Annotated in this window: 10 protein-coding genes; 4 read left to right on the top strand and 6 right to left on the bottom strand. The window is 46.9% G+C overall.

Annotation, left to right across the window (positions count from 1 at the left end; genetic code table 11):
* Positions 1–174: 174 nt before the first annotated feature.
* The 5 genes from pstA to GJB61_RS24625 form a co-directional block, all read right to left on the bottom strand.
* Complete coding sequence (pstA, locus tag GJB61_RS24645) at positions 175–1056, bottom strand: phosphate ABC transporter permease PstA (RefSeq protein ID WP_154121673.1); 882 nt, start codon at positions 1054–1056, stop codon at positions 175–177.
* On the bottom strand, positions 1053–2000 hold the full coding sequence (gene pstC, locus GJB61_RS24640) for a phosphate ABC transporter permease subunit PstC (protein WP_154121672.1): 948 nt from the start codon (positions 1998–2000) through the stop codon (positions 1053–1055). The genes pstA and pstC overlap by 4 nt, the downstream gene beginning before the upstream one ends.
* An 83-nt stretch (positions 2001–2083) precedes the next feature.
* Positions 2084–2944: a phosphate ABC transporter substrate-binding protein gene (locus GJB61_RS24635; protein ID WP_154121671.1), complete on the bottom strand. Its 861-nt coding sequence runs from the start codon at positions 2942–2944 to the stop codon at positions 2084–2086.
* 63 nt (positions 2945–3007) lie between these two features.
* Positions 3008–4447: a TolB family protein gene (locus GJB61_RS24630; protein ID WP_154121670.1), complete on the bottom strand. Its 1440-nt coding sequence runs from the start codon at positions 4445–4447 to the stop codon at positions 3008–3010.
* A gap of 194 nt (positions 4448–4641) precedes the next feature.
* Complete coding sequence (locus tag GJB61_RS24625; RefSeq protein WP_154121669.1) at positions 4642–5115, bottom strand: hypothetical protein; 474 nt, start codon at positions 5113–5115, stop codon at positions 4642–4644.
* 232 nt (positions 5116–5347) lie between these two features.
* On the opposite strand from GJB61_RS24625, the gene GJB61_RS24620 reads away from it, so the two are divergent.
* From GJB61_RS24620 to GJB61_RS24605, 4 genes are all read left to right on the top strand, one after another.
* Positions 5348–6079, top strand: a complete 732-nt coding sequence (locus GJB61_RS24620; RefSeq protein WP_154121668.1) for an ABC transporter ATP-binding protein — start codon at positions 5348–5350, stop codon at positions 6077–6079.
* Positions 6076–7104 carry an ABC transporter permease gene (locus GJB61_RS24615; protein WP_154121667.1) on the top strand — a complete coding sequence of 343 codons (1029 nt, stop codon included), beginning with the start codon at positions 6076–6078 and terminating at the stop codon, positions 7102–7104. The genes GJB61_RS24620 and GJB61_RS24615 overlap by 4 nt, the downstream gene beginning before the upstream one ends.
* 58 nt (positions 7105–7162) lie before the next feature.
* The gene (locus GJB61_RS24610) at positions 7163–7852 is read left to right on the top strand and encodes a TetR/AcrR family transcriptional regulator (protein ID WP_154121666.1); all 690 of its coding nucleotides are present in this window, start codon (positions 7163–7165) and stop codon (positions 7850–7852) included.
* A gap of 184 nt (positions 7853–8036) precedes the next feature.
* On the top strand, positions 8037–11381 hold the full coding sequence (locus GJB61_RS24605; RefSeq protein ID WP_154121665.1) for a DEAD/DEAH box helicase: 3345 nt from the start codon (positions 8037–8039) through the stop codon (positions 11379–11381).
* Between the two features lie 56 nt (positions 11382–11437).
* On the opposite strand, the gene GJB61_RS24600 is transcribed toward GJB61_RS24605, so the two are convergent.
* The gene (locus GJB61_RS24600; protein ID WP_154121664.1) at positions 11438–12514 is read right to left on the bottom strand and encodes a glycosyltransferase family 2 protein; all 1077 of its coding nucleotides are present in this window, start codon (positions 12512–12514) and stop codon (positions 11438–11440) included.
* Between the last annotated feature and the right edge of the window lie 95 nt (positions 12515–12609).

Here is a 12609-nt window from a genome sequence, read left to right as displayed (position 1 = left end):
AATAGCAGAACAAAATTTGGTAACTGCTTTCATTCTAGTCGTATTGGAAGGTTTAATCAATTGACCCTGTCCTGTTCTCTCATACAAATAGGCTGCCTCCAGTGTGCTTTCATTCACTGAGGACAGCCTTAATATGAATTGAGGATTGCAGCAATCCATTCCTCTTATGGAGTATCAGCGTCCACGACGGCGATTTCCGAGCCATAAGGGAAACCGGAAGGCGAAATTGATTAACAGGACTACAAATACAAGCACTGCCGCTGACTTATCAGCAATTTGTTTCGCATCCTCTACAATCGCCTCAGATTGTACATACCATAAGTGTACAGCCAATGTCTCACCCGGTGAAAAGAGATTGAAGTCCCACATTTCGCCTGAGGTGCTAAGACCAGCCGTGAGAATAATGACTGCAGACTCCCCAAATGCGCGTCCTGCAACAAGACAGACCCCGGTAACAATTGCAGGTAAGGCCACTGGCACTACGACAGTACGGATGACGTGAAATTTGGTCATGCCGAGTGCATAGCCGGCCTCCCGGATCTCGCCGGGAACTGCGCGTATGGCTTCTTCCGTAACCCGTGCCAGCATCGGTAAATTAAGCAGCGCCAAGCTGACGCCGCCGCCCAGAATGGTCAGGCCCACATCAAAGTATTCAGCAAAAATAGCCAGACCCAGCAGCCCGAACACAATAGAAGGCACTGATGACAGAGCTTCCACACAAATACGCAGCCCACCGGTAAACTTGTTATCAGGTGCATATTCAGCCATATAAATCCCGGCGCCGATTCCGAGAGGAATCGAAATCAGCAGGGAGATAAACAGGATATAGAAGGAATTGAACAACACGGGGCCGATACCGCCGCCTGCATCCATTTCTTCCGTATTCTTGATCAGGAAATCGGGTCTAAGCGAAGGCAGACCTTTGCTTAGAATAGTGAAGAGCATCCAGAAGATGAGCAGCATCACCAATGCCCCAAGGGTATAGAACCCTATTGTTGCGAGCCGGTTATTCCTTTGTGCGCGCGCAGTATACTTCGTGCGTGAGAAGCCGTTCATGCCGCATCCCTCCTTTTTCTGCCCAATATCCGAATGATCAGAATCAGCACAAATGAGATAATAAGCAGCAGAAAGGCCATCATATGCAGCGCGTAATTCCAGGTGGAATCAAACTCCACATTGGAGATTTGCATAACGATATTACTTGTCAGCACCGAGGTTGGTGTGAACAGCGTCTTCGCCAGCTGAGGGGTGTTGCCGATAACCATAACTACTGCCATCGTCTCTCCCACTGCGCGGGTCATGCCAAGAATTACTGCTGAGATAATGCCTCTGCTTGCCGCAGGCAGCACGACACGCATAATTACTTGTAGCCGAGTAGAACCAAGCGCATAAGCCGCATCGCGATACTTGCGTGGAACAGAGACAATAGCATCGTCACTAATCCGGCAAATCGTCGGCAGAACCATAAGTGCCAGCACGAGCGCTGCAGCCAATAGGCCATCGCCCAAGCTTTGTCCGCTGATTTGACGCAGGAAGGGCAACAACACCGTCAGGCCGAGGTACCCATAGACAATGGAAGGAATACCGACCAGTAAATCCAATACGGGTCTAATAAAGGTCTTCATCCAAACCGGAGCAATTTCAGCACAGAGCACTGCCATACCCACGGAGATGGGAACAGCAATCAACAGCGTTATAGCAGTCAGTGAAAGTGTATTTACGATGAAGGCAGCTGCTCCGAAAGCTTCATCCTCTGGCGTCCAATTGAATGAGAGGAAGAAGTCCGCAGGTGAGATATGGCCGAATAGAAGCAGTGCCGTTTTGCCGATAAATATAATGACAAGTCCAAGCACGAAACAAAGCGCAAGGATGCTAAATAAAAAATAGTATTTGAATATCGTATTGCTGAGCAGATGTCTGCCATGACGTTTGGAGTCTGCGGTTACCTCAGTAACGCTCCCCTTTACCCTGGATGCCAGGTTGTGGACTGGTGCCCCCATACTTTCCCTCCTGTAAGCGGCCAACTCCACATGAAGTCCGGAGCTGGCCGCTGTTACCATTCAATATGATCTTTGGATAAATCTTATTTCATTGCTGCAATCGGAATGAATTTAAGCTTTTTCAGGGAACCTTGTTGGAACTTTTTGCTTTGCACGTAATCGATAAATTGTTTGGTAACGCCAGTAGGCTGACCTTTAGTCATATAGTAACCGTAAGCCCAAATCTTGTAAGAACCGTTGATAACATTATCTGTAGAAGCTGCTACACCATTGAATTTCACAGCCTTGATATCGCCACCACTTACATAGACAAGGTCAATATAACCGATAGAGTTAGGTGTTGTTGCAACGGCTGTCTTCATGTCACCGCTTGAACCTGTTTCTTTGTAGTTCTTAGATTTCTTGGTGATGTCGCCGCCAGCCAGAGCTTTGGCTTGATAGTTAACACGTGTTCCTGAACCGAAGGCACGAGTGATAACTACGATATCTGCATCTGCTCCGCCAACTTCTTTCCAGTTCGTTGTTTTACCGGAGAAAATACCTTGAAGCTGTTCTGTAGTTAAGTTATCCACAGCAACATTCTTATTTACAATTGTAGCAAAAGGAATTACGGCTACTTTATTCGCCACCTGTCCGTCAAAAGCTTTGAAACCTGGAACGTCCATACTTGCATCCCAGTCGCAAGCGCCAATATCAGCGATGCCTTTTTTCACTGCTTGTGGTCCAGTAACTGATCCTTTACCGGAAGCCGCAATCTTCACCTTAGGGTGCAGCTTCTGGAATTCCTTGGCTGCTTGCAGTGTCAATGGAAGAAGTGCCGTTGAACCATTTACGGTGATTTTACCTTTAACTGAGTCTGCTGCTGCAGCGATCCCTGCGAATGATGCGGTTACGACAATAATAGCTGTAAGAGCCGTTGCTGTAAATTTTTTGAAAATTTTCATGAAATATTTCTCCTCCCGGCTCTACGCCGATAAATTATGATGGTTTATGATGTGTTTTACGATTTATTTGGATAATTGGATAGCGACGCCATTCTGAATGACCCACAGCTTACCATCAATTACGATAGCCAGCTTAGTTCCGTCAGTGGATACAGCTACTTCTGAGACGTCTTCAGCTGTATGGAACAGCTCTGTTGGTGCTCCGCTTGCATTAATGGAATAAATGACTGTTTTACCGTCTGTGGCAGTACCGGCTGCGATCAGTCCATTACTGACTGCGGTTGACCAGTTAACTTCAACATTCAAAGCAATAGCAGCGCTAGTTCCATCGGCTTTAACCGTCTTCAATGTGTTCGCAGCATTGCCATCCGCATCTGCGCTCAGGTAGACGATGCTACCATCGGCTAAGATTTCAGGATACAGCTTGTTATCAGGCGTAGTGGTCAATGCAGCCGGTTTAGCATCCTTGACGGTCAAATCAAGCTTGTACAGCTGTTCGCCTGCTCCGCTGAAGTCTACGGTCAAAGAATCTTCAGTGCTGTCAGCGTCATTCTTGGCTACACCAGTTACGTTAACGATATAAAGAGCACTCTTCTCATCTGCTGAAATACTTAATGCAGATTTATTCTCAACCTTGTCAGCCAGAACGGTCGAAACCACTCCAGTTTCCACAGAAATTACACCGATCTTCTCCTGCTTGTCTCCTTGGACAAAGTAGATCTTCTTACCGTCTTGCGACCAGACCAGATCCGTCTTCACGCTGTTATCTGTACCCAGCTTCTTGATAGCACCACTGGACAGGTTAATCAGATTAAGCAGGCCTGTGTCATCATTGTATGCGCCCCAAGCTTGGTCAGCGGATACTGCAAAGTCCGCTGCACTATCATCTGAAGAGAACATTTCATAATTCCCTGGTTGTGTACTAAATTTAAGCAACAGGGCAGTTTCTGCATCACTCTTATTTGCAACAATACTTCCATCAGCAGTCCAATGCAGGGAATCGAATTCACCCTCTGGCCGTGCAAAGCTGAGAATCGTATTAGGTCCAGCCTGCAACTCGCCACCCAGCGCTGTCACAAACTTAGTCAGTTCAACATAGGCTTTTCCCTTATATATTACAGGTGCAACTGTGAATTCTTGCGGACCGCCATCTACTTGATAGCTCTTGGAACCTGTATTTAATAGAACACTATGTAGCCCTTTACTGTCATTCAGTTCAAAGCCCGTTGCCCCCAGAATAAGGTTGGCTCCAATCTCATCCGCAACCTGGCTTAGCGAATACAGCTTGTAACCATTGGTATCAATAGTGTTGAATGCAATCGGTGTACCGTCCACAGTCCAGGTCGTGATGCCCTCTTTAACTGTTGAAGTCTTGGCAGCAGCTGTATTTACAGCTACAGCTTTTACACTTTTGGAACTACTTGCTGCTGATACAGTACCTGCACCCACTGTTACGAGAAGTGCCGAAGCCAGTGTTGCGCTTAACCATTTACTATTTTTCAATTAGACTCACCCTTTTCATGTAGGTAACTGCTAATGTAATTCTCGTCTACAATTGTTAATTCTGTTCCAGAGGAATGTTATGGAAATATTAAGTGGTAAAAAAAACAAAAAATCCCCTTCGACTAAAGGACTGTAAGGGCAGTCATTTGGCCAAAAAGGACTTTTTTAGGTTCAAAATGTATAAAACAGCCTAATTAATTAAAAACCCAGGTCACAATTATTTCACTACTCCCAGGCTTGGAGGATAGCTTGCTGCCAATAATGGAGTAAGAATACGTATCTTCGACTTTACCGTTAATAATCAGGTTATCTCTATCGACAATTTGAGTGTCGAGTTCAAGCGCTTTATCATTGACATACTCTCTATAGGTGGTTCCCAGTCTATCCATACTCTCGTTCGTCTCATAGATCAACATTGCCGATTTCTTTCCGCCTCCCAAGTCGTCCCCCGAATGTGTAATGTCAGCACCGTCCGGTATTGGGAAATCAGTGGGCAAGTATGCCGGTTTTGGAACAATAGCGTCTCCTAGTACAACTTCAACTCCGCTCGCAGAACTACTCTGACTCTGTGCTTTACCAGCAGCCGTGTTCGAATTTCCGCAGGCGGTAATACTTACTGTAGCCAGAAGAACCATCACCACCGTGGTGACAAGTTTCATACCATACATTGAGCAACATCCTCTCGATTGTCATTTTGGAATTCATTTATAGTTAACAAAAAGTTCAATGGAAGTTTAATAGGTCATACCATATTTAACCAAACTAACCATACTCAAATCTTAATAATTAAAATTTCATCTTTTTATGGTGTGCAGCAAAAAAAGATTTACAATTGCTTTCATCCACTCTACAATAATGAGTGAGTACTCACTCATTATTGTAGGAATCGAGGAGATCGAAATGAATCCAGGAAATCCTGTTATTTCAATACGCAATGTAGGGAGAGCTTTCGGCAACAAACAAGTATTGGAGAACATTTCGCTTGAAGTAGAGCAAGCTGAAACCTTTGGCATTCTAGGCCCTTCCGGCTCTGGCAAAACAACTCTGGTGAAGCTGCTGACAGGAATTGATGAAACCACTTCGGGTGAGGTATTTGTGCTTGGCGTCAAAATGCCTAAGCTCGCTATGTTACAGCAAATTGGCTATATGGCTCAGTCCGATGCTCTATACACAGAACTTAGTGCGAAAGAGAATCTGGAGTTCTTCGCTGCACTATACGGATTGAAAGGGGAACAACGCTCACGCCGAATTAAGGCTGTTATGGAGCTGGTAAATCTGGAGGAGCACTTGCGTAAAAGAGTGGACCAATATTCCGGGGGAATGAAACGCCGTTTGTCACTGGCTATTGCCCTGCTGCATGAGCCGCCGGTGCTGATTCTAGATGAACCGACGGTAGGAATCGATCCGGTGCTGCGTCTGTCGATCTGGAAAGAACTCAAGGCGTTGAACCGCAAAGGAACAACCATCGTACTGACTACACATGTGATGGATGAAGCGGAAAAATGTGATCGGCTCGCTATGATCCGAGATGGCAAGTTGCTTGCGGTCGATACCCCTACAGGATTGCTGCAAGCTACCAGCACTGACTCCATTGAGGAAGCCTTTTTATACTACGGAGGTGTCCGTTCATGAGAATCAAAGCGATAACCTTACGTATTCTTCAGCAGTTTATTCATGATAAACGAACGATGGCACTGATGTTCCTTGCTCCACTGCTTGTCTTAAGTCTGATGAGTCTTGTCTTCAACGGGAAAACTTATGTCCCGAAGTTCGGTGTATCCGGCCAAGCGACGATTCTGTCCGCCACTCTGGAGAAACACGATGCGGAGGTCATGGCATATACCACAATGGAGCTCGGCCAGACTGCGCTTAAAGAAAGCAAGATTGATGCCTTAATCACGATGAATGGAACTGCAATGCAAGTTGAACTGGAAGGAAGCAATCCTACCGCGAACCGGGCGGTGATGCTGGTTCTCGGACAAAGCTCGCAGAATCTCCTATCGTCAGAAAAACAGGTACAACCAGAGATTAGTTACTTGTACGGCTCTGCCGATATGAAGACGATTGACCGTTTCGGTCCGATTATGATCGGCGTATTCGTATTCTTTTTCGTATTCCTGATCGCCGGTGTTTCCTTCCTGCGAGAACGAACTACAGGTACATTGGAGCGTCTTCTCTCTACGCCGCTTAAACGTTGGGAAATTGTGCTTGGTTATGTGTGCGGCTTCGGGATATTCACTGTATTGCAGGCACTGCTGATTTCCTGGTATTCCATACAGGTACTCGGCATTATTATGACGGGGAGTTTCGGATATGTCATGCTTATGACGCTACTGCTGTCCATGGCGGCTTTGACGCTCGGCACATTACTGTCGGCCTTTGCTGCTAATGAGTTGCAGATGATCCAATTCATCCCGCTCATTATTGTGCCCCAAATATTCCTCAGCGGTCTGTTCCCGCTCGATACTCTCCCGCTCTGGCTGCAGCGGGTAGGCCTTGCGACACCCCTATATTATGGCGCAGAAGCGCTGATGAATATCATGATTCGCGGCAAAGGCTGGAGTGCAATTGCACTGGATGTCTACGTGTTGATTGGCTTTTCGCTCCTCTTCATGCTGTTGAATGTATGGGCTCTACGCAAGCATCGCAAAATGTAAGTGTAGTCTTAGCTATGTTACGATATGTGGATAGAATAATGTCTGGAGGGTTGCCATCATGGCGGAAGACAGTACTGCTGGGCAGAACTCAGCTGATGAGCAGTGGATTGAAGAACTTCTTTCCATTAGTAAAGAAGAAAAAATGACCCCAAAGCAGATTTCTATTCTGCAGGCGGCGATTGAGGTGTTCTCTGAAAAGGGATTTTCGGCCACGGCTACCAGCGAAATTGCTCAAAAGGCGCAGGTAGCGGAGGGGACGATTTTCCGCTATTACAAGACGAAGAAAGAATTGCTGCTCGCTATTGTCGGACCCACGATGAGCCGTATGATCGCCCCCTTTGTGCTGCGTAATTTCAATGGCGTATTGGATGTACCTTTTGACAGCTATGAAGAGTTTCTGCGGGCATTTATCGTTAACCGGCTAGAATTCGCCCGTAAGAACTTCAAAATCATCAAGATTGTAATCCAGGAAATCCCCTTCCAGCCTGCGCTCAGAGAACAGTTTATGGAGAATGTCCTGAGTAAAGTACTGGAGCGTGTAATCGCTATTACAGAGCACTTTAAGGAAAAAGGCCAGCTCATTGATGTTCCTACGCCTGCCATCATACGCTTCACCATCTCTTCTGCTGCCGGATATTTGCTTACCCGTCTGTTGCTGCAGCCTGAGAAGGAATGGAACGATGAGGAAGAGATTGATCTGACCATCCGATTTATTTTGCATGGGATCGGTGGATCGCCGTCCAAGTGAACTCTAACAATAAAAAACAGGACTTGTCTGTGGGCCCCCCATAAGCAAGTCCTGTTTTTTATATATCATTGCATTCTTCATAACTGAAGCCTTGCATCTTTGAAGCGTACGCCTGTTCTGTTATCATAGACACTATATAAATTTCAGACTGTTCGTGAGTGGTCACCAGAAAGGAATAATTGCTATGGGGTTTAGTGTGCCAGAACGGGTAATCAAGCTACTTTGTGGCAAGCTCGCTTTTGAGCAAGGCGAAGCTTATTACTACTCGGGAAAAGTAAAAATAACCTATTCGGAATCCGAATCCGAACAAAGCTCCGAACGATCCCGTTACGAAGCCATCGTTCACAACAGTCATGAGGTATGGGTCGAAATTGATTGCGACGGGGATGTCCATGCAGCATGCAACTGCCCCGCTTACTATCACGGCGGCCCTTACTGCCAACATATAGCAGCAGTACTAGTAAACATTCGTAAGATTGAAAATTTCAGCGACCCTTCTAGCCAGTCGGTTGCTTCCAGTCTTCATACGGGAGCTACTTCCGTTGATGAGGTCGGAGTCCTTACCCCGCGGATTTTTAAAGAGTCCATCGATAGCACTGGCAGTTCCGCCCGGGATCAACAGCTCGTGAATAGTATGCTGGGGATGTTCGGGATTAGCCCACCGCGTTCAAGCGGAACCGGAACCTTTATGGATGCAAGGATACCACTGACGATAGAATTCATCTGCAGGCCGTTCTCCTATAGCTATGGGAATAGCATGCTGGGTATAGAAATAAAGCTGGGTCCGAAACGTCTATATATTGTACAGAAAATAAGAGCTTTTCTTACGCAAGTGCACCGCGGGGAGACTTTTGAATTCTCCAAGCATTTCAGTTATGATCCGTCTCTGCACAGCTTTCGGAAGGAAGATAATGATGTGCTGCAGAAACTTATTGAAATCTTGTTAAATGAGCGTATGTACCGAGATAATGTCAGTCATTATTCTCCTTACACAAGCAGCATGATGGGCGGTGATCGGCTGCTGCCTATCCCCCCTTTTTTCTGGAATACTCTTCATCCCGCTCTTGCAATCGCTCCTTCCGTTCATTTCCAGCAAGGTGATAAAGTGATTGAGGGGATTCAATTGTCTGAGGAAGCGCCACCGCTGAGCTTTGAGTTCGGTGAGGCGGAAGACGAAGGCTACCGCTTGAATGTTCAGGGACTGGAGCAGATTACGGTTATGGAGGATTATGGGCTCGTGCTGGCAGAGGGCAAGCTGCTGAAGCTGTCAGTTCAGGAATGCAGCCGTCTGGCAGAGATGAAGAAAATGCTAACCTCTTCCCGCCGAGACGGAATCGGCATTACTCCAGAGCAAATGGAACCTTTTATGGACAAGGTAATCCCTGGCTTGATGAAGCTGGGTCGTGTACACATCGCCGATGCTGTCGCTGACCGTATCGTACATGCCCGGCTTCATGCCCGGCTCTACCTGGATCGGGTAAGAGATCGGTTGCTCGCCGGACTGGAGTTCCAATATGGAGATATTGTCATTAACCCCTTAGATGTAAGAGGGCATGGACGCGGCACCGAAGTTATTCTCATGCGGGATAATGAAGGAGAACGCCGGATTCTGGAGCACATGGAGCATGAATCCTTCACCATGACTGAGGGCGGCTATATTATGAGCGACGAAGATGCAGAATATGATTTTCTATACCATACGGTTCCACTACTCGAGCCGCTACTAGAGGTATATGCCACTACTGCTGTCAAGGGACGATTGTTCGTTGCTACCACTCCCCCGAAGGTTAGCATTAGTTGGAACGAGAAAACCGACTGGTTGGATTTCAAGTTCAACATGGAAGGGATACCGGAGTCTGAAATCGTCTCCGTCCTGCAATCCGTTCAGGAGAAGCGTAAATTCTACCGTCTGCCTGACGGTGCCTTGCTGCCACTAGAAAGTCAGGAATTCCAAGAGATTATTACTTATATGAATGAGCTGGGCATCCGTAAGAATGAAATCAAAGGCCCAGAATTCTCTCTACCTGTTCTTCGCGGGTTGAACTTAACCTCTACTCATAATCATGGCGACTCCGTGAAGCTTGATCGATCCTTCCGAAGGCTGCTTGCCAATATGCACAATCCTGAGAATCTGGATTTCCCTATACCGGACAGTCTGGTCCCCGTGCTGCGGGACTATCAGCAATATGGGTTCCAATGGTTGAAGACCTTGGCCCATTACCACTTTGGTGGCATTCTGGCTGATGATATGGGACTGGGCAAAACACTGCAGAGCATCGCTTTCCTGCTCTCCGAACTGCCGGATATCCGGCATGGCGGCCAACCAGCGCTTGTCGTTGCTCCTGCTTCTCTTGTCTATAACTGGCATAACGAACTTAAAAAGTTCGCTCCGGAGATTAAAGCGGTCATTGCTGATGGCACCTTGATAGAGCGCAGCAGGACTTTAAGAAATACAGTGGGGGCAGACGTCATAATTACCTCCTATCCATTGCTTCGCAGAGATGCCGAGTTGTATGCGAAGCAGTCCTTCCACACCCTCTTTCTGGATGAGGCTCAGGTAATTAAGAACCATACTACACAGACAGCCCAGGCAGTAAAAGTACTGCAGGCCCGGTATCGCTTCGCGCTTACGGGTACCCCCGTAGAGAATGCCCTGGAGGATTTATGGTCTATCTTCAGCGCAATCTTTCCCGAGCTATTCCCAGGCAAAAAAGCCTTTCATGACCTGCCTAGAGAAACCATAGCCAGACGGGTCCGCCCTTTTTTGCTGCGGCGGTTAAAGAGCGATGTATTAAAAGAACTGCCCGACAAAATCGAAACACTACAGGCTTCGGAGCTATTGCCCGAGCAGAAGAAGCTCTATGTCGCTTATCTAGCCAAGCTACAGAAGGAAGCCCTTAAGCACTTGAATGGCGACGACTTCAACAGCAATCGAATCAAAATTCTGTCTGGATTGACTCGTCTGCGCCAGCTCTGCTGCCACCCTGCCCTATTCGTTACAGGCTACACCGGAAGCTCTGCCAAATTCGAGCAGCTACTGGAGATCATTGAAGAATGTCGCAGCTCAGGCAAACGAATGCTGATCTTCTCGCAATTTACCCAGATGCTGGGTCTGATCGGTCGGGAGCTCGGAGTTCAAGGGGTACCGCATTTCTATCTGGATGGCCAGACCCCAGCCTCCCAGCGTGTTGAACTGTGTACTAAATTTAATGAAGGCGAGCGCGATTTATTCCTGATCTCCCTTAAAGCAGGTGGCACCGGGCTGAACCTGACCGGAGCAGACACCGTAATCCTTTACGATCTGTGGTGGAATCCTGCCGTCGAACAGCAAGCTGCCGACCGTGCTCACCGAATCGGGCAGAAGAATGTGGTGCAGGTTATCCGCCTTGTTACGCAAGGCACCGTGGAAGATAAGATGTACGAGCTGCAACAGAAGAAAAAAAATCTGATTGATGAAATCATTCAACCCGGACAGGAAGCTCTGTCCAGCTTGACCGAGCAGGATATCCGTGAGATTCTGATGATTTAATTCAAAAACGCCTTGCTCCCTTTATAAGTGGGGCAAGGCGTTTTTCTCATACTATTTTATTCAGCACCCAAAAGTGTTTGAAAGTATTTTCTATTGTACAACATGCTTGGATGAGATGGGGCGAAGCTTAGAGCTAGCTCATTGTGCTCATTAGCCTGGAGATGATCCCCCATCCGGTCATAACATAAACAGAGCTGTAGGTGCGGCACCCAGGTAGAAGCTGCACGGTTAGTTATGCCCATAGAATACTCTGAAGCTGGTAACTGAAGAGCCAGGTTATACCAGTAGATTCCTTGTCGATATTGACCTTTTTCCACAAAATAGGCACCAGCTTGGCAGCAAAACTCCGCCCGAGGCAAGTCGTACTGAAGTGTTTTGCAAATAGCCTGAAACTCCCTTTCTTGATCTCCAAGGTGCTTTTGACAATCAGCAAGCTTCAGACAGGCTTGAATATTATCTTCAACCCATCCTTTCTCGGTGGTGAGAAACCGATCATAATAGGCAGCCGCTTCCTGATAAAAAGCGTGATCACGGAGTTCATTCGCGTAGTAATACAAATCACGTGGGCTAAATTGCTCCCCTCGCTCCACCCGTTTGCGGTAAATTTGCAGATTGCGGTCCGTATGCGCTTTATCTTTTTTATGAGTAATGCAAACCTCACTGTTGTAGACGTTACCGCTAACCTCCAGGTATTCATGCACAGGGCCAATCCATTGAAATTGACAGTCCCGCCGCACCAACCGGTTACGCCGCAGACTTGACGTCACGTTCCCATCGCTATCAAAAGCCAGATTGTAAGGCATGGTAACTCTGTGGATTTCAGGGGGTAATGTCACCTTCAGTTCCTTGAAGAGAGCCTGATCTTGTTCCTTGATCGTATCATCAGCATCCAACCATAGGATATACTCCTGCGTTGCCTGACTGAATGCATAATTCCGTGCTGCGGCAAAATTATCGATCCATTCAAAATCATAGAGGACGGCTCCAAATTGCGAAGCCACTTCTTTGGTCTTATCGGTTGAGCCTGTATCGACAATGACAATCTCATCGACAATTTCTTTTATTGAAGAGAGACAATGGAATAATCCTTCTTCTTCATTGCGCACGATCATGCACAAACTAATTGAAATCATCTGCATCCCCTCCCATGAGATGATACTTAATTCCGAATTTATTCCGCTGCTAATACTTTCAAGTTAAAGTATGTCAGTGAATGGAGGACTTGACT

It is taken from the genome of Paenibacillus monticola (assembly GCF_009664975.1).
In the GTDB taxonomy this organism is placed as follows: domain Bacteria; phylum Bacillota; class Bacilli; order Paenibacillales; family Paenibacillaceae; genus Paenibacillus_AQ; species Paenibacillus_AQ monticola.
This window is presented reverse-complemented; position numbering and strand designations above follow the sequence as displayed.

What these genes read in the sequence shown, in the direction of transcription:
- GJB61_RS24615 (WP_154121667.1), top strand. Translation starts at nt 6,076, where the DNA reads ATGAGAATCAAAGCGATAACCTTACGTATTCTTCAGCAGTTTATTCAT.
- GJB61_RS24620 (WP_154121668.1), top strand. Translation starts at nt 5,348, where the DNA reads ATGAATCCAGGAAATCCTGTTATTTCAATACGCAATGTAGGGAGAGCT.
- GJB61_RS24635 (WP_154121671.1), bottom strand. Translation starts at nt 2,944, where the DNA reads ATGAAAATTTTCAAAAAATTTACAGCAACGGCTCTTACAGCTATTATT.
- pstA (WP_154121673.1), bottom strand. Translation starts at nt 1,056, where the DNA reads ATGAACGGCTTCTCACGCACGAAGTATACTGCGCGCGCACAAAGGAAT.
- pstC (WP_154121672.1), bottom strand. Translation starts at nt 2,000, where the DNA reads ATGGGGGCACCAGTCCACAACCTGGCATCCAGGGTAAAGGGGAGCGTT.
- GJB61_RS24600 (WP_154121664.1), bottom strand. Translation starts at nt 12,514, where the DNA reads ATGATTTCAATTAGTTTGTGCATGATCGTGCGCAATGAAGAAGAAGGA.
- GJB61_RS24610 (WP_154121666.1), top strand. Translation starts at nt 7,163, where the DNA reads ATGGCGGAAGACAGTACTGCTGGGCAGAACTCAGCTGATGAGCAGTGG.
- GJB61_RS24605 (WP_154121665.1), top strand. Translation starts at nt 8,037, where the DNA reads ATGGGGTTTAGTGTGCCAGAACGGGTAATCAAGCTACTTTGTGGCAAG.
- GJB61_RS24625 (WP_154121669.1), bottom strand. Translation starts at nt 5,115, where the DNA reads ATGTATGGTATGAAACTTGTCACCACGGTGGTGATGGTTCTTCTGGCT.